Source organism: Maridesulfovibrio sp., assembly GCF_963666665.1.
In the GTDB taxonomy this organism is placed as follows: Bacteria; Desulfobacterota; Desulfovibrionia; order Desulfovibrionales; family Desulfovibrionaceae; genus Maridesulfovibrio.
On record NZ_OY762999.1, the window covers coordinates 454476 to 472500 of the forward strand.

At 47.6% G+C, this 18025-nt stretch carries 14 protein-coding genes (1 of these 14 running past the window's edge); 5 read left to right on the forward strand and 9 right to left on the reverse strand.

Annotated features, from left to right (window positions below):
* Window positions 1–27: 27 nt before the first annotated feature.
* The 3 genes from ACKU40_RS01920 to ACKU40_RS01930 are packed head-to-tail and all read right to left on the reverse strand — an operon-like array spanning window position 28 to window position 7011.
* Window positions 28–2931 (reverse strand): PD-(D/E)XK nuclease family protein, encoded by a 2904-nt coding sequence (locus ACKU40_RS01920; RefSeq protein WP_320174855.1) that lies wholly within the window; start codon window positions 2929–2931, stop codon window positions 28–30.
* A gap of 2 nt (window positions 2932–2933) precedes the next feature.
* The gene (locus ACKU40_RS01925) at window positions 2934–6113 is read right to left on the reverse strand and encodes a UvrD-helicase domain-containing protein (protein ID WP_320174856.1); all 3180 of its coding nucleotides are present in this window, start codon (window positions 6111–6113) and stop codon (window positions 2934–2936) included.
* Complete coding sequence (locus tag ACKU40_RS01930; protein WP_320174857.1) at window positions 6097–7011, reverse strand: EamA family transporter; 915 nt, start codon at window positions 7009–7011, stop codon at window positions 6097–6099. The genes ACKU40_RS01925 and ACKU40_RS01930 overlap by 17 nt, the downstream gene beginning before the upstream one ends.
* A 192-nt stretch (window positions 7012–7203) precedes the next feature.
* Here ACKU40_RS01930 and ACKU40_RS01935 point away from each other — a divergent pair, with 192 nt between their 5' ends.
* On the forward strand, window positions 7204–8034 hold the full coding sequence (locus ACKU40_RS01935; RefSeq protein ID WP_320174858.1) for an RluA family pseudouridine synthase: 831 nt from the start codon (window positions 7204–7206) through the stop codon (window positions 8032–8034).
* Between the two features lie 4 nt (window positions 8035–8038).
* On the opposite strand, the gene ACKU40_RS01940 is transcribed toward ACKU40_RS01935, so the two are convergent.
* The 3 genes from ACKU40_RS01940 to ACKU40_RS01950 form a co-directional block, all read right to left on the reverse strand.
* Entirely contained in the window at window positions 8039–8971 is a 933-nt protein-coding gene (locus ACKU40_RS01940; protein WP_320174859.1) for a pentapeptide repeat-containing protein, read from the reverse strand.
* A gap of 20 nt (window positions 8972–8991) precedes the next feature.
* Window positions 8992–10719, reverse strand: coding sequence for a signal recognition particle-docking protein FtsY (ftsY, locus tag ACKU40_RS01945; protein WP_320174860.1), 1728 nt, complete (start codon window positions 10717–10719; stop codon window positions 8992–8994).
* Window positions 10720–10929: 210 nt separating this feature from the next.
* A complete protein-coding gene (locus ACKU40_RS01950; protein ID WP_320174861.1) occupies window positions 10930–11427 on the reverse strand; it encodes a rubrerythrin family protein in 498 nt (165 codons plus the stop codon).
* A 251-nt stretch (window positions 11428–11678) separates the two neighbouring features.
* On the opposite strand from ACKU40_RS01950, the gene asnS reads away from it, so the two are divergent.
* The 3 genes from asnS to ACKU40_RS01965 all read left to right on the forward strand — a co-directional run bounded on the left by asnS (window position 11679) and on the right by ACKU40_RS01965 (window position 14938).
* Window positions 11679–13070, forward strand: a complete 1392-nt coding sequence (gene asnS, locus ACKU40_RS01955) for an asparagine--tRNA ligase (protein ID WP_320174862.1) — start codon at window positions 11679–11681, stop codon at window positions 13068–13070.
* Window positions 13071–13115: 45 nt separating this feature from the next.
* Window positions 13116–13997 (forward strand): AraC family transcriptional regulator, encoded by an 882-nt coding sequence (locus ACKU40_RS01960; RefSeq protein WP_320174863.1) that lies wholly within the window; start codon window positions 13116–13118, stop codon window positions 13995–13997.
* Between the two features lie 62 nt (window positions 13998–14059).
* On the forward strand, window positions 14060–14938 hold the full coding sequence (locus ACKU40_RS01965) for a hypothetical protein (RefSeq protein ID WP_320174864.1): 879 nt from the start codon (window positions 14060–14062) through the stop codon (window positions 14936–14938).
* 64 nt (window positions 14939–15002) lie between these two features.
* Here the strand turns inward: ACKU40_RS01965 and ACKU40_RS01970 are convergent, their stop codons facing one another.
* Together ACKU40_RS01970 and ACKU40_RS01975 are read right to left on the reverse strand one after the other, a co-directional pair.
* Window positions 15003–15464, reverse strand: coding sequence for a GyrI-like domain-containing protein (locus tag ACKU40_RS01970; protein ID WP_320174865.1), 462 nt, complete (start codon window positions 15462–15464; stop codon window positions 15003–15005).
* A gap of 23 nt (window positions 15465–15487) precedes the next feature.
* Complete coding sequence (locus tag ACKU40_RS01975) at window positions 15488–16381, reverse strand: AraC family transcriptional regulator (RefSeq protein WP_320174866.1); 894 nt, start codon at window positions 16379–16381, stop codon at window positions 15488–15490.
* A 156-nt stretch (window positions 16382–16537) separates the two neighbouring features.
* On the opposite strand from ACKU40_RS01975, the gene ACKU40_RS01980 reads away from it, so the two are divergent.
* Window positions 16538–17245 (forward strand): lipid-binding SYLF domain-containing protein, encoded by a 708-nt coding sequence (locus ACKU40_RS01980; RefSeq protein ID WP_320174867.1) that lies wholly within the window; start codon window positions 16538–16540, stop codon window positions 17243–17245.
* Here the strand turns inward: ACKU40_RS01980 and ACKU40_RS01985 are convergent.
* A protein-coding gene (locus tag ACKU40_RS01985) for an FUSC family protein (protein ID WP_320174868.1) crosses the window boundary here: on the reverse strand, window positions 17242–18025 show its 3' portion. It continues 278 nt past the right edge of the window; only the last 784 of its 1062 coding nucleotides appear in the window; its start codon lies beyond the right edge, outside the window — the gene reads right to left on this strand; its stop codon occupies window positions 17242–17244. The genes ACKU40_RS01980 and ACKU40_RS01985 overlap by 4 nt on opposite strands.

Sequence of the window (18025 nt, forward strand, 5' to 3'; positions counted from 1 at the left end):
ATGTCAAAGCATTAAAATGCAGGTCTATCAGCTCCCGCAGGCTTCACGGTATGCACACCACTGGCACATATTGGATCGGATGGGTTTGAAACTATCCTCTTGCAGCATATTGTTGATAATTACCTTGGTCAGGGCCGGGATCTTGGTTTCAATGATTTCTTCGCGCTCTTCATCGCTGGTTTTGGAGTCGAAAAGTCCAACTTCGCGTCCATCTGTGACCAATTCCACCAATGCGGCCTGTCTCGGAAGTTCCCCGGAAGTGTGCTGGTCCATGAGCAGGTAGAGAGGAAGTTGCAGGCTGTCCGCTGAATTCTTGATCATCTCAAGGAAAGGGGTGCCGTCATGATAAATGGCCTGCGGATCATCAAGCAGCGGTCCCCAGATGGATTTATCTTCCCAGAAGGATTTGCGGGGCAGGTGCAGCCGTCCGGTCTTGTAATCCAGTACGTAACGCTCGCCAGACCGCTCATCGACCCGGTCAACGCGACCATGAATCCTGACGCTGAAATCATCCATTTCAAGTTCGGCCTGTGAATCCGATTCCAGTTCTACGATTTTGGTAGGCTTAAGGCTTTTGAGAAACAAGACCAGCCTATTTTTTCCGGCCTGCTCAAGGGATTTTTTGCTGTCATAGGCGAGGTTGGTATATAGCGAATCCCGTTCCAGCCTGAGCATGAACAGGTCCTGCAATGCCTTCACATCTAGATCCTTGCCGCAGATTTCCTTATTCAGGTGCGGTTCAATGAAGTCCTTGAGCACCGAATGGATCAGATCACCGAATCCGGCACGGTCCCCGTCCTGATCCACCGTTACACTCTCGCGAACATTGGACAGGTAGCGGAAGAAGAACAGTTTGGGGCAGCCCACATAGCAATCAATTGCTGATGGAGAGAGTCCTTTGAATTTGAGCAGGTTTTGCAGTTTATCCTGCAACGGTTCTTTAGGTATAGCCGCCGGGTTGTTTACAATTGCCCCTACCGGGAAATTGACCGCCTTGAGCGGGAAGTCTTCGCCCGGGGTGATAATTTCCTTGCGCTGCTGTTCAATTTCCCAGAGCAATTGCTCCACAAAGCGGGAACGGATTGATTTGGAATCGAGCAATCCGGGCTGCACGCCGCTCTGGTAAAAGATGCAGGATTCCTCGCTGCCCATGATCAAGCGGTAAAAGTTGTAGGTCGCGACAGATTCCCTTTCCCGAGAATCGGGCAGATCCAGCAGATGGCGTAACTGGTCAGGGAGCAGGGGATCGTAAGGATCGGTGCCGGGGAGTTTTTCATCCACGGTATCAAGGATAAAGGTGCGTTTGAAATTCAAGAGGCGGCTTTCGAGCATACCGAGTACCTGCATGCCGGAAATCGGGTCCGGTTCAAAGGAAACGCGTTGCGATGACAGCAACTGTCTGAAAATGGAAAAGCAGAGCGATTGTCCGAAAATTTCATTACTGATAGAGCTTTCGCGCAATTCTGGGATAACTTCATTCATCAGCCGGAACAGGCATTCAGAGTCGAGAAGATAGCGACTCCAAAGGGTGCCGCCGCGCTGGCGGAGCATTTCAGACATGGCCTGCAGACTGTCTGCAAGTTCTGAAAGGGTCTCGATATCCTTGAATCCGTCAATGCAGATTCGTACAGCCTCGGCCCGCAGTTCTTCTGTGGTTTCCGGGCTATCGACCAGATTGCCGTTATCGTCACTGTATACCGGCACGAAATCATTTACATCGGCATATGGTGCACCATGGCGCAGAGCATTCTCCCATTGGTGGAAGATGGTTCGCAGAGGCTGATCGCCATCCATTTCCAGCATTTTCAAGTACGGGTGGCGGATCAGGGCCAGAATGTCTTTCCAGTAGAATGTCCGACCGTTCCGGTTTTCCTGCAATTTGAGGACGGCTTCCACCAGTCCGTTCAGGGCGGAGCGTTCCAGCGGATAGCCCATACTGATGTTGATGTCCTGTTCCGGCAGATGGTGCATTACGGGCAGGAGCAGGGAAGTGTCAGGCAGGACCACGGCACAGCCTTCAACCTTTTGCGAGCAAAGCTCATCACGCATGGCAGAAAGCTGTGAATGGCGGTCGAACCCTTCAAAGAATTTCAGTTCCGGAAGTTTGCAACTTCCATTTGCCTGATGATTAGAAAAGGCCTCAGCTTTCCAGTTCTGTAGCCAGAGACGATGTTCACGCACTGCAAAATGGCCTTTACGACCTTCGGCAAGTCCGGGATCACCATGCCAGATGACCTGTAACCCCAGATTCTCCCAAAGATAGCGGAAGAACATGTCTTCCACTCCGCTGACCCCGTAGAATCCGGCAAGGTAAAGTTGGCGGTCTTTGAGGATGTCATCAAGTCCGCTGAAATTCTCTACGAGCGTGCGGTTTTCCAATCCCGAAGTGGTCCAGCCGCGCTTTTCCAGTTCTTCCACGTAGCGCACGAAAATTATTTCCAACTCTTCCAGCAGTGCGGCTGCCCATTCCAGGACTTCGCCCTGCAGCATGCTCAGGTTGCGTGGCTTAATGTCTTGGCGCAGCAGGTCTTCCAGCAGGGAAGCCAGTCTGGTCCCCCAAGGAAAGAACAATTGTAAATCCGTAGGCATTTTAGATAGCATGCCAGTGGATTCACTGCGCAGTTTTTCAATGATGTTGAAGAGCAGTCCAACCTGATCCAGTTTGCCGATCTTGCGTGGAAATTCGGAAGTAAGCTTGGGGATCAGTGAAGACACAAAGTCGGAAAAAGAATAAATCTCAGGCAGAATACACGGCTTGGGCAACTGGTCCGATGCCGCAAGTGCCTTTTTCAGGTAACGGGCCGGACGGTGATGCGGAACAATGACTGTAACCCTGCTAAGGTCGCCGTCTGAATCTTCAATTATAGTCGTGGCGAGATTTTCAATGAAATCTTCTTTCCACGAGATGATCTGGATAGGTTTATTATTCATGACTAAATATTAACTTCCCGTGTAAATTTTCCATCCAAGTAAACGAGAAGCCCTCGTAATTCTTTCTTCTTGCCGAACATGTCACGCAGTAGTTTTAGATATCTTTTGACCTGCTTCTCGTTTTCCGGGGAGGGCTGTCCTGTTTTGTATTCCACTACCAAGGCCCGTTTCTCTTCGAGTAGCAGGAGGTCGGCGCGATGGGTTTCGCCCTGCGCATCCATAATGGCTACTTCCGGTCTGCCGTGTTCAATGGCTGCGCGGATATCCGGTACAGATAAAGCCCAGAGAGCCATGTCAGTTACTTCCGGGACCATCACGTCTTCTTCCTCGGTAACAGCCGGGAATTTGGCAAAAGCGGCCTCGGCGCTGCGGCGGCAGTCGGCTTCATCATTCCCGGTGAGGATCAGGTTTTCCATGGCATTATGGGCCAGTTCCCCGCGCATGCGGGCGTCGTATGAATAATCTTCGAGGTTGTGGCGGTAGACGCGTAACCTTGGCAACCAGCCCATAAGTTCCGGTTCAAGGAGTCCCTCTGGATCAGTATCACAGAAATCTTCGCATAGCTTTTCAATGGAAGATTCAGGTTCATTAGGGATGAGTTTCTCTGCAGCAGCTTCCGGCGTAATTCCATATTCAAGCAGGCCGAGATCGTTGAACTTGCCTTCAAGGATTAATTCAATGGCCGCTAAAGCCGGACTTACTCCACGTGTTTTTTCCGAGGGCAGGAAACCGTACAATTCCTGACCGGCGCGAGTCCATGCCACATAGAGCAGGTTCAGCTGCTCACTGAACATGCGGGTCCGGTTTTCATAATAAATATCGCCCAAGCTGCTGCTCATGGGGGTGAGCATGGTCTGTCCGTCGATTTCAATATCCGCCAGAGATGTGTCCGGGCCGGATACCGACCAGTTATGGAATGGTACAACGATAACCGGGAATTCCAGTCCCTTGGACTTATGGATGGTCATAATGCGTACTGCGTTGACCGACTCCGGCAGGGGTACTTTTTCTTCGGCCGATGAAAGTTCCCAGAAATCAAGGAAGGCTGCCAGCGATGTTCCGCGTTTTTCTTCAGCAAGATGAACAACCTCAAGGAAACGGCGGATGTAAAGTTCATCTTGCGGATAGGTTTCGACGAGTTTGAAACGGCTGACCATTTCGCTGGCAAGGTCATAGGGTGTCATCAGTCCCGATTTGCGCAGGAATGGTGAAATCTGCGTGTTCCAGAAATCAGGATAATGCTCGGAAAAGCGGCGGTGCAGCGGGCCCTTGTCCCGTTCGGCCAGCCATTTGAAGAGGTCGTCATGCTCAATATCTGAAATATGACCGAATATTTCCTGCCCGCAGATGAATTCCAGAAATGCAAGGTCGTCCTGCGGGTAATCAAGAAATTTGAGCAGGGAAACCATCTGACGAACTATGGGGTGTCGGTCCAGTTGGAGGCTGTTCTCGGTGATCACCGGAATGGATTTTTCCACCAGCCAGTCACAGACCAGTTGAGCATGTCCATTGGAGCGGACCAGTACGCAGATATCCCGGTATTCGCGGCGGGTGAGCAGTTCTTCCATGAGCAGGTCGAAGTTGCGGCGGGTTTCATCCACAATTTCCTGTGAGCTGGAAGCGAATACACGTTGCAACCGCACGTATCCACCTGTGCGGTCCTGATTTGGCGGCAGTTGCTGGGAGGCTTTGTCAAATGAATGGGAAATCCGCTGGGCAAGTTCGATCTGCTGTTCTTCCGGCCCATTGGGATAGAGCCTTTCCGAAAGGTCCATTGCCAGATCATAGTCTGCCAGCGCATCAAAGAACTCATTGTTAAAGCCGATGACATGCTCAAGGCTGCGCCAGTTGTAGTCGAGATTTGCCGGGGTGAATTCGGAAAGTCCGGTCAATTCCGGGTCCTGCCCCACTTCATCGAATAGTTCGGAACGTCCTCCGCGCCAGCTGTAAATGGCCTGCTTTACATCGCCGACGTAAAAGAGGCTGCCTCGTTTGGAGAGGCATTCCACAGCCAGCGGAATCATGGCATTCCACTGGGCAAGGCTGGTGTCCTGAAATTCGTCAACAAGTAGATGGTGCAAGCGCGATCCCATACGGCAGAATGCATCAGGCAATGCGCTTCCGCCTTGGAGTACATAGCTTGCAACTTTGGGCAGGTCCGCACTGAGCAGCATGCCGTTGCGGGTCTGGTATTCGATAATATCGGCCCGGATTTCCTCTACAATGCGTACGAACGGAGCCAGAGCGTATGCCCCGCGCAGGATAGTCGCCTTGTCGCGGTAGATTTCGTGAGCCTGTTTTAAATCAGCGTATAATTTTTCATGGTAGGAACTGATGTCGTCTTTGGATTTTTTATTAACGCAATCTTCAAAGCTGTCCTTGGCAACCATTGTCGATTCCTTGGGCAGATCCATGAAATCGATTTTTGCGGCATGCTCCAGATATTTTTTCAGGTGCGCCGAAGCCGCAAGTTTGTCTGTATCAATCAGTGCTGATAAATCGCGTACGGCCTTTTGGAATGCATCAAATTCAATTTGCAGCAGTCCGGCTATTTCCTCCTGATCAGTGAGCCTTTCAGCCGGATGGTCGATGACGTGAGTAAGGATGGAAAGCAGGCGCATTCGCATTTGTTCGGCCAGCCAGAATCCCTGCTTTTCTTCTTTGAGCACTAGGCTGTCTACGGCATCGTCCAGCAATTCCTTACGCAACAGGTCGCCTTCCTCGCATTGAGCCAGAAATTTATTGAAGTTAGGCTCGAACAAGGCCTGCGGTTCAAATAGCAGTTCGAATTCCGGACTTAGACCCAATTCAAGGGCGAAGATACGCACCAGCAGGTTCAGCAAACTATCAATAGTTCGGATATTCAACCGATTGTAGCGTTGCAGGATGGGGATGAGTTGCTTCTTAGCGTCCAGCGGTTTCCAGTCCGCCCCCAGACCGTCGCCTTCTATGTCCAAGGCGCGGTTTTTCAGGGAACGGATTACGCGCTCCTTCATCTCAGCCGCAGCTTTGTTGGTGAAGGTTACAGCCATGATTTCAGGCCAGCAGTAGCCTTTACCCTGCGAGCTTTTACAGACCGGGACGGAATCTTCTTCCTGTGCCCCGGCTAAGAGAGATAAAAAACGTCCGGTAAGTTCATATGTCTTACCGGAACCGGCAGAAGCCTTAACTTGTTTTAGCATTTATTGGTTTGCCTCCGGAGGCAAAGAATTCAACAATTTTATTTTCCATGACAATCATAAGCACAGCAGCAATAATCAAGGCACTGCCGATGTATCCGGTCCAGTCGAAACTTTCGTTCCACCACAGCCATGCTAGCACTGCGGCGATTACCGGTTCGATGGTGGCGATAACCGATGCTGCGGTTGGTTCCAGCCATTTAAGGCCGGCATAGTAGATGGAATACGCTCCGTAAGTACAAATCAGGGCCAGCGCAATGATGCTCATCCATGAAGTCCCGGTTTTCGGGGTGAATTCAAAGAAGGGCAACAGGCAGAGCGCGCCGATGGGCAGGGCATATAAAAATATTGTTGGTGTGGTGTAGCGGGCAAATATGGTTTTGCCGTATATATAGTAGAGTGCGTATGTGAACCCGGAAGTGAGTCCGAAAATGATACCCGGCCAAGTGAAGGACATCTTTGTTCCTGTTCCGAAAATCTGTGGTCCGAGAGAAACGCAGGCGACACCGAAGATGGTGATCAGCATGGCTGATATTTTGATAGGAGTCATTCTTTCGCCCAGCAACAGCCAAGACATGAAGGCCACCCATGCCGGGGCTGTGTAGAGCAGGACCGAGGCCAATGCCGCGCCCACGTCCTGTACTGCCAACTGGTAGGAACCGTAAAATATTGTAACTCCTACGAAACCGAATCCGATAATCTGGGGCAGGTCCTTGATGTCTATTTTGACAGCCCGGATGCGGCAGGCGTGGACAGCAAAGAGCATCCATGCGAAAACAGCCCGCCAGAAGGCATTCTCAAGCGGGGCCACTCCTTGTTCGATTGGGAATTTGGAGATGGGACCGATCAGCCCCCACATGATCGCGGCACAGATGACGAAAATACAGCCTTTAATATTCACGGCAAAACCTGCTATCTTGGGAAAAGGTTGATGAAGGTCATTGGGCAGCTTAAAAGTGTGTACTTGTTTTAAAAACGGCCACTTGAACAAATTCCATTGTGCTTAGTGAGTTGTATGCTGTTTCCCTTGCAGCGTAAACCCCGTTCGATGAATTGGAACGGTAATCAGCTACCAGAAACGGAAGATAAAGAATTGAATGAAATTGACAGAATTATAGCGGATGATAGCGATGAAGGCTTGCGTCTGGATAAATTTTTATTCAAGCTGCTGCCCGACAGCGGATTGCGTGAACGCAGGCGTCTGATTGAAAGCGGTTTTGTGATGGTTAATGGCCGCAGTTGCCGTTCGGGATTGAAGATGTTTTCCGGTGCGGAAGTTGTGCTGCTGGAAGTTGAGGAACGTTCCTGTGCTGTTGAAATTTTGTCGCGGGTGAAGGTGGTTAAGCAGGGTGAAGGATTTGGGGCCGTATATAAGCCGGAAGGTTTGCATTCTGCGGCAATTGCCGGAAGCGCAGAGCCTTCAGTGGAAGAATGTCTTTCCGGGATTTTTCCCGGAAAGGAGCCCATTCTCGCTAATCGATTGGATTTTCTTACTTCCGGGATGTTATTGATAGCCTTCGGCGTAGAGCGGGAAAATGAATTTCGTGGATATGAGGATTCCGGTACTGTGGATAAGATTTACTACGCTAAAGTGCACGGCATTCCTGAAGAAGCTTTTGTTGTAAAGAACAGCTTGGATACAGCTGACCGTAAGCGCACCAAAGTACTTGATGAGCAGGCTCCGTCGGAACGTTGGTCCAGTGCGGAGATAGTTGAAAGTTATGAAGACGGGACTTCTCTTTTAGAAGTGCGCATCGCCAAAGGTGCCCGCCATCAGATCAGGGCGCATCTTGCTCATGCAGGGTTCCCTATTATCGGTGATCCTATTTATGGTCATGAAGATGGTGCGGACAGGATGTATCTGCATCATCGCAAGATTGTGCTGCCGGGGTTTGAGGCGGTTTGTGAAACTGGTTGGGAGTAGGTCTCTACATCCATTTATGATTGGTAATACCTAGAATTTCGCACTGTTCGCTAGTTAGTTTAACCATATTGAAGGTGTTTGTCGTAAAAGAAACGCCTTCTATATTGGCTCCTTCCAAACAAGCTCCTTCTAAACTGGCATTTGAAAAGTTAGCTGATTTCAAGTTTGCGCCTTTAAAGTTAGCTTGAATTAGATGGGTATTTTCGAAATTGTAGTTTTGTAAATTGGTGTATGGCAAATTAATTTTATAAAATGGGATTAAGCCAAAGAATGCAGCTAAGTGAGTTAGTTGGTTGATGGCTGTTTGTACGTCTTCCTTCGGGCTGTAAAGGTTGTGTTCCTTTTTGCAATTTTCGCGTATGAAAATGCATAAGATGTCCATAATATTTCGTATCTCTTCTTCGTCCTTTGAGTCTTTTGCAACAGAGGCTAGAGAATATATGCCACTAACACGAATCATTATGTCGGTGCTTCCTAATTGCTCAGTAGCTCCTTTTTTTCTGTTAGCCATATGTTCTTGTTCAGCAATATAGGCTTGTCTAGCTAGGCTCTTTGCTCTCCATGCTGCTAAGCTTGAACCTAATAAACCAACAACAAATAAACCTAAGTTGCGAAAGATAATATAATTGTGAACATCTTCTTCTGATCCTTTTTTTAAGTAATCAATTAGCGGGTTGAAATGGTTTGTTGTTTCTGGGTGAATAAGTAGCAGAACTATTAAGAAGAAACTAACCAAAGGTATTGTTGTTCTTATGTAGCCACCATATAAAAATCTAATAAGAGAATTGAGATAGCGCTGAGAGTTTCTTTTGAATAGACTGATAAAATTGTACCAAACTAACTGCATGTTTTCTTGCATATGTGTTTTTGACATTGATCTTAGGTTTATTTTTAGTAAAAATCCCGTCCAGCTCAACAAGCCGGACGGGATTTTCATATTTTATATTCTTTTGATTTCTACGACAGCAACAATGCCTTGGCAAAGTCTTCGCCATTAAATGGCCTGAGGTCTTCCATTTTTTCACCCAGACCGATGTGGGTGATGGGAATCTTGTGCTGCATGGTCACGGCGATCATGACGCCGCCTTTGGCTGTGCCGTCCAGTTTGGTCAGGATCAGTTCATCAACGCCGATTTCCTCGTTGAAGATCTTGGTCTGGGAAAGGGCGTTCTGTCCGGTGGTGGCATCGATGACCAGTACACTGCGGTGCGGTGCCTCATCATGCTTCTTGCCGAGGACCCTGCGGATTTTATGCAGTTCTTCCATGAGGTTTGCTTTGTTGTGCAGACGTCCGGCAGTATCAAGGAGCATGAGATCGTAACCGTTCTTTACAGCATAATCGATAGCTTCATAAGCAACTGCTGCGGGGTCGGAGCCTTCTGCCTTGGCGTAGAATCCGGCTCCTACACGGCGGGCCCAGACTTCCAGCTGACCGATTGCTGCGGCGCGGAAAGTATCACCGGCAACGATGAGAACCTTACGGCCCTGCATCTGGGCGCGGTGGGCCAGCTTGGCGATGGTGGTAGTTTTCCCTACACCGTTAACGCCGATCATCATGACAACTTCCGGCGGGTTGAAAGCTTTAATACGTCTTGGGACCTTGAAGATTTCGTCCAGCTCTTCGCGCAGCAGGTCTTTGAAATTCTCAGGGTTAGTTTCTCCGGCTTTGCGGATACGCTCTTTCATGCGTTCCACGAGTTCCATGGATGCGTCATATCCAACGTCTGCCATGATCAGGATTTCTTCGAATTCTTCCCAGAAATCATCATCAAAGGCAGTGTGGCTGGAGAGCATGGAATCAATGCGCTTGGTGATCTGCTCTCGGGTCTTGTTCAGACCTTCGGAAAGCTTGATGAATAAGCGGCTGCGCTCATCTTCCTCATCCTCAAGTTCAAGGGCGAGGGCCAGACGGTACTGGAGTTCGGATCGGAAATCTTCCACATACTCGTAGTCCATCTCTTCAAGCCAGTCTTTGAAACGGGCGATGAAGTCTTCTGCTTCATTCTTGGGTGCTTCAAGTGCTTCCAGCAGGAAGGCGAGACGATTCCAGAGGTCGTCACCGGCTTCTTCAATGCCTTCAAGGATAAGACCCAGCCATACGGAAAGGCGGGGATCAGCCTGCTGCAGAGATTTAGTCAGCTCAATCTGCCACTGCGGTTTGTCTTCAGCGGGCTGGGCTTCGGTTTTCATAACCGGCTCAAGAATGGTCGGTCCGGCGGGAGCTGCGGTCTTTTCTGCAACAGGGGCCGGCTCGGCTTCCACTGCGGGAGATTCCTCGATTACTTCCGGCTCCGGTTCAGAAACGGGTTCCGGTTCCTCTACTACAGGAACTTCCTCGACTTCTTCCGTTTCCGTCTCAGCAACAGACGCGGTTTCAACTACCGGAGTTTCTTCGATAACTTCCGGTTCAGGAGCAGGTTCTTCAAATGAAATTTCAGGCTCTGCCACAACCTCTGGTTCAGTGACAGGCTCTTCTATGATCGGTTCTTCTACCGGGATTTCAGCTATTTCTTCTATCTTTTCCGGCTCAGCTTCAACAACAGGTTCCGGTTCGGGAATAGGTTCCGGCTCCGGTTCAGCTTTTACTTCCGGCTCATAATCATCGCCGAGATAGTCTTTAAGTGCTTGTTCAGCCCTGTCTTCCGGGCTGCTCCACAATTTTTTTACTTTAGAAAAGAATCCCATTGAAATCCCCTTTGCAGTCTATTTTGAACAGGCGAAGATAGCGCAGTAAGCCCGGATGCGCAACCGTCCGGTTTTGGCTGTTTTCACTGTCAGCATTACAGATAGGTATTCAATGGAATTAGTCTAGGTCTGCTTTCGATAATGAATGAAAAAGCCCCGCCTGCATTGATGCGGGCGGGGCTGAGATTCATCCAAAATATGGAGGTGGATTTAGTCCACTTTGTGATAAGCTTTGGGGGCTGCTCCACAGATGGGGCATTTTTCAGTGGCTTCACCGTTTTGAGTGTGACCACATACGGAACATATGTAGAATTCTGCTTCTGCGAAAACATCACCGTCTGCATTGAGAGCTTCAGTGTAAAGGTTTGCGTGGATTTTTTCCGCTTCGTTGGCAAAGCCGAAGTAGCGGAGCACTGCGTTTTCACCTTCGGATTTTGCGTCTTCCATCATCTCAGGATACATGGATTCGAATTCGTAGCTTTCGCCTTCGATGGCCTGCTTGAGGTTTTCTTCGGTAGTACCGATACCTTTCATGAGACGAAGATGTGCGTGAGCGTGAATGGTTTCAGCGGCAGCAGCTGCACGGAAAAGTTTTGCTACACCGGGCTTGCCTTCTGTTTCTGCTTTTTCTGCGAAAGCGAGGTATTTACGGTTAGCCTGAGATTCGCCTGCAAATGCTGCTTTGAGGTTTTCAAGTGTCTTGCTCATTGGAATTCTCCTTGTGTTTCAATTTGGGTGTGAATTTATTCTTAAAAAATCTTGTTCCGCTTCGTTGAAATAATTAGTAACGATTCCTATTATGAAATGCAAGCAAAAAATGAAAAAGTTTTAAAAAAATTATTGAGGGTAAGTTTCTCAATATTAATGATGCATAAGTTTGTTGAAATTTGCACGCCTAGAAGCTACATCTTACGCGAAGCGCAATTATCGGCGCAAAACCGAGTGATTGGAGACAATTTATGAGAAGAACATGCGTTAAAGATATCTTGAATGCGGAAAATGCTGCATCAGAAATCCTGGTTAAAGGCTGGGTCCGCACCAAGCGTGACAATAAGGGCTTTTCATTCTTAGAGGTTAACGACGGTTCCTGCTTGAAGAATGTGCAGATAATCATCGACCACACCCCTGAAATCGAGGCCGAACTTGAGAATATTTCCACTGGTGCGTCAGTGAGTGTTGTCGGCGAGTTGGTCGAGTCTCCGGGTAAGGGACAGAAATGGGAAGTTCGCGGCAAATCAATTGAGATGCTCGGATTTGCAGATCCTGAAACTTTTCCGCTCCAGAAGAAACGTCATTCTGATGAATTTTTAAGGACAATCGCTCATCTGCGCCCCCGTACGAATAAATTCGGTGCTATGTTCCGCATCCGCTCCGAACTTTCCTACGCGATTCATACATTTTTCCGCGACAAGGGATTCTTTTACGTACATACCCCGATTATTACCGGTTCCGACTGTGAGGGAGCAGGTGAGATGTTCCGGGTTACCTCCCTTGACCACGAAGCCCTTTCTTCCATGAAAAAGGAAGATCAGGCTGCCAACGATTTCTTCGGCAAGGATGCGCACCTGACTGTTTCCGGTCAGCTTGATGCTGAAATGTATGCTCTTTCCCTCGGACAGGTGTACACCTTCGGTCCTACTTTCCGCGCTGAAAAATCCAACACCCCGCGCCATGCTGCTGAGTTCTGGATGATTGAACCTGAAGTTGCTTTCGCCGATCTTAATGACAACATGGATCTTGGCGAGGAAATGGTTAAGTATCTGATCAGCCATGTTCTTGAAAAGTGTGCTGACGACATCGATTTGTTTGCAAATTTTGTTGATAAAACCTTGATGGAGACTCTGCGCAACACCCTTGATAACGACTTTGAACGTATTCGTTACGAGGATGCAGTGAACCTGCTGCAGCGTTGCAAGAAAGCCAAGAAGTTCGAATATTATCCTGAGTACGGTCAGGACCTGCAGACCGAGCACGAAAGATATCTTACTGAGAAGCATTTCAAAAAGCCGGTCATCGTTTATGATTACCCCAAAGAAATCAAGCCGTTCTACATGCGCATGAATGACGACGGGAAAACCGTTGCCGCCATGGACCTGTTGGTTCCCAGAATCGGGGAGCTGGTCGGCGGATCGCAGCGTGAAGAAAGACTCGATGTTCTGGAAAGCAGGATTGCTGAGACCGGAATGGATTCCGAAGACTACTGGTGGTACCTTGATACCCGTCGTTTTGGCTCCGCACCGCATGCAGGGTTCGGTATGGGCTTTGAACGTATGCTTATGTTGCTCACCGGCGTGACCAACATCCGTGACGTTATCCCGTTCCCCAGAACTCCCAAGAATCTTGAATTTTAATTATTAAATATCAAAGGGCCGTTTTGTACGGCCCTTTCTTTTCCAATGCTGACAATCCCGCGTTTCATACATAATTCACCTGAATTCGCTGATATTACTGTCGATGGAATTACTTTTGTACAATTCCAAAGCAGAAAATCTGAAATCCGTCACGAAGTTTGCGTGTCGCAGCACTCCTTAGTTTTTGTGCTTGAGGGTACGAAATATATCCATTCCGCCGACGGTGATATGGTTCTTCGTAAAGGTGAAGCGTTTTTCTGCCGTAAAGGTTGTCATCTCATGTCTGAGATGATTCCGGAAAATGGCGGGACATTTGATACTGTTCTTTTCTTTTTCGATGACGCCATACTCGGTAATTTTGTGGATCATCTTTCAGTGGGGAATGATCAAATCGTTTTTACGGATCGATCTGCTTTTCGTATTAAAGTGCCGGAGCAAGTCAGTCTTTATCTCTCTTCCATGCTCTCATTATTTGACTCTCCGCTTGGTAAAAATGATGATTTTCTGAGGTTGAAAGTTCACGAACTGCTACATTATATATGTACTGCATCAGGAAATGATGAATTTGTCGGTTTCTTGAAAGCTTGCAGAAATGGCAGCAGGGGAGATTTGTCCGAGGTTATGGAACGGTATTTTAATAAAAATATCAGTTTGGAAGCCATGGCAGAATTGTCCGGAAGAAGTCTTTCCTCTTTTAAGCGTGAATTCAAAAAAGAGTTTAATACCACCCCCGCGCGTTGGATTCGTGAGCGGCGTATGTCTTGGGCGGAGCAGCTTCTGCGTAATTCGGCCAAGAGTATTACAGAAATTTCATATGAATCAGGCTATGAAAGCTTGTCTCATTTCAGCTCTCTTTTTCGAAAAAATTACGGACTAACTCCCCGAGAATATCGTGCTGACCTGAATTCAGCAAAATCTGGTCCTTAAACGCAAGTCCTATCGGAATATTTACGCTAGTTTTTCTTCAAATAGAACAAAGGAGAAAGTTTATGCGTAAATATTTAATCATCGCAATCTGTGCTTTTATGGCCCTGCAACTTGCAGCCTGCTCAACAAAAACTACCATCGTTAGCGGGTTCTCATCCCCTGAAAGTGTGACATCTGATGGTCATTACTTCTATGTTTCCAATGTGGGTGAAGAACTTAAGCCAATGGATAAAGATGGAGATGGGTATATCTCCAGACTTTCTGATGAAGGAAAAGTTCTTGAACGTAAGTTCATCAAAGGACTGAATGCGCCTAAAGGACTGGTCGTGCTTAACGGCATTCTTTATGTTGCTGATATTGACCGGATCAAAGGTTATTCTGTTGCAGATGGAAAACAGGTGGCAGATGTGGATTTTTCCGGTGAAGGAACTTCATTCCTGAACGGGATCGTTGCGATCAGTGAGGATAAGCTGCTTGTTTCCGCCATGGATATCGGAGCTATTTATCTTTTGGATACCTCTTCCTCTCTTAATTTCACCAGACTTGAATGTGATTCTGATCTTTTCGGTCCTAACGGACTTTCTTACGATTCCAAGACCGAAACAGTTTATCTTTGCTCATTCGGTAAAGAACACCAGCCTAATGGTATTATTGGTAAAGGGTATATTGATGATGGTAAGTTCCACTTTGAGAAGATCAGCCCGCGAAAGGGATTTTATGATGGAATGGTTTATCATGACGGAAATATAATCTTTTCCGACTGGGTAGATTTTAAAAAAGAAGGTGTCTTGATAAGGCAGGACGTTGAAACAGGAGAGAGTGTTACGCTTGATCTGGGAGAAAAAATCGGAGGTCCCGCAGATTTTTATCTGGACCGGAAAGGAAAAAGGCTCTGGATTCCCATGATGATGGAAAATAAAGTCATGATTGCCGGATATTAATTTAGCTTCATATGTAAGCACCCCGCAACCGTTCGTACGGAAGCGGGGTGCTTTTTTACGTGTTCTACTTCAAGGGCATGAGCAATATGGTAACAAGATGCTCAGGTTTTGTGTTGATTGGATCGTTCATATACTGCTCATAGCATGGTGCTTCCGCGTGGGTTTCCCCGCTTTGCGGAAGCCATTTTTCGTAAAATTCGGTCCAGGAATCTTTGAGTTTTTCATATGGTCCGAGGTGGGCAGTAACTGCATATTTGCCGCCCGGGAAATCTTTGAGTTTGATTCCGGAAGGTACTTCTACTTCATTTTCCAAAGTAATGCATGCTTCGGAGCGCAATTCTGCTGCGGGAACCTGTCCCGGATCATCATGGTAGACTCCATAGAATCTGGTCTTCTCATTGAAAAGACCGTTGGGGCCAGCCCATCCGCAAAGTTTTTCCCATGCTTTTCCTACCTCTTCGTAAGGTCCGACATGTTCAGCGTAAGCCATTTTAGTCGGATCAAGGGTCCAGATTTGTACGTCCATTTTTGGCGCTCCTTTTTAAATTATTAATAAACTGCCAGCCAGATTTCCGTAACTGCTTCTTCGGGCGGAACATCCGGTGGAACTTTTATATATTTTTCAAATGACGGAATGGTGTTCTTCAGTTGGTAGCCGCTACTGGGTAACCATTTACCGTAAAGTTCACGGTAGATACCATGCATTTTTTCGTAAGGTCCGTAGTGGGTAGTGACCGCATACTTTCCGCCGGGGATAACCTGAATCCCCATTTCAGGGGGCGTTTCAACTTCTTCATTAATAGTGAAACATGCATCGTAGCGGATTTTACCTTCCGGAGTGATGTCCGGATCATCGTAGGAGAGTCCTAGAAATTCTGTTTTGTCTGAAAGCAGACCTCTTCCGTATCCCCACCCGCACAGTTTTTCCCAAGCCACAGTCACCTTGTGGTATGGGCCCACATGACGGATAAATACGACTTGAACTTCTTCTCTAGTGCGGATTGCCACTTCGCAGGAATGCGGAGTGGCATCCAATTCAAAACCCTCAATACTTGGGTCTGGGCGGTAATGTATTTTACCGTCACCTCCGGGTGCAAGCATAGCTCTTGAATTGTTCCTGAAATCGCTGGGCGAAACCAGATATCTTTTTTTGAATGCTCTGCTGAATGTTTCGGGAGATTCAAAACCGGCATCAAGGGCAATATCCATGACCGTGGTATTTGAATAGCAAAGCCGGTAAGAAGCACGTTCTAAACGTAATCTCCGTACATGCTCCTTCAAGCTTTCACCGACCATGCCTTTGAAAATACGATGAAAGTGGGCAACGGAAAAACAGGCAAGTTCTGCCAGTGTTTCCGGGGAGAGGTCTCCATCCAGGTTGCGCTGGATAAAGAGTAGTACCTCCATCATTCTTTCATTGTACGGTTTCAGTATGGTAGACATTTATTCTTCCTTGAATACGTTTTGTTAATATTTAATAAACATGTTTTGCATGCTTTGACATGACATTTTTTAGCATTCGATATTTTTCTTGGAAAGAAGAGAAATTTGCGCACGGTGTCAGTTGCTGATTTGAATCATATCAGGTTAGATTACAGCATGCATAAGAAGATAACCGCCGTCCTGCTGGGACTGGCAATTACAATATTGAGTTCATGTACTCCGGTAAAACAGTTTGTCGGCAACCCTTGCGTCAGTAATTCCTCAACAACGATGCAGCGTATTGTTGATTCATCTGCTTGCGCCCTTAAACAATTGAGGGCCAAAGAGAATTGGCCATATATTGATTATTTGCTGGAAGAGTCGCGGGCTGTGTTTATCTTTCCAGATGTTTACAAGGCCGCATTTTTTGTCGGAGCTGAAGTGGGACCGGGAATTCTTTGTGCGAAGGACGATACCGGATTTTGGAACGGCCCTGCTTTTTTTAATATGGCCGGGATTGATGTCGGCTTGCAGGGTGGGGTTGAAGGTAAAACACTGTTGGTGTTTCTTATGGATGATGAGGCTCTTGAAGATGCTCTTGGCGGAAAGATCGACCTTTCTTTAGGCGCAGATATGGCTGTGGGGCATACTGCCGACCGCAGCAATCGTGGGACTTTTGATGCCGAAGGAAATATCGTGCTGCTGGTCGATCAGGCCGGAGCGTATGGCGGCATGACTGCTCGAACAGGAGCATTCATGGTCAGCAATGATTTTAATAAAAGATATTACGGAAAGAAAGTCAGCGTACGTGATTTGCTTCTGACTCATAAGTATGACAAGCCGCAAGCAGATAAACTATTACTCAGTCTGGCTGGTGTTTATTAGTTGTGTTTTTTTTGGGCATTGATTTTTTTTCTTTCTCTTGTGTAGCGGAGCAGGTCTTCGCAAATGAATTGAGCACTATGATAGAAAGCAAAGAACTGAATCATTTTCTGCAGATAAAATCTGCGAGTTGCCCCTTCGTTACGCAGAGATTCAAGGCGCTTTTGGGAAGTGACCAATGCTTCATGAAGTGATTGTTCATTTGGAATTTTCTTGGAGCCGATTGCCCGCATCGCCTTGGAAGTTGCTTGTGCAAGCTGGCGCAGTTCAGGTTCCATAATAATATGATAGCCTTCTCCGTGCACATGGCTCAAAGCATGCAGCATGGCCCTCAAGTGTGAAGCGCACTTTTCAAGGATCTCGACTTTCATTCCCAGCAACTGGGTATCTTCTACATATATAAATCTTTCGAGGCGTATTACCTTGGCGTAGATTTCCCTGTTTTTGGCCAGTCTGCTGTTAAACGATTCGAGGGCACTGGGAATAAGGCAGCTTTGTTTGTCGAGAAAGCCTTCCATTAGGGTCTCATAGTTTTCCGCACACTCTTCAAATTGATTGAAGAGCTCTTCCTTGAGCGTTTCAGATGCCCGCAAAGGCCAGATTGTGATGCTGGTTACAAAGGCACTGGCAACACCGATACCGATTTCCAGCACTCTGAATAGTCCGAATTCAATACGGTTAGGCTCACCGAGGCTAGCCAGTGTCACAATGGTCACTGTGATTGCCGCCATTTTGTAGCGGTTGTTGTATTTTGTCATGTATGCGCAGAAACCAACTGAGAGG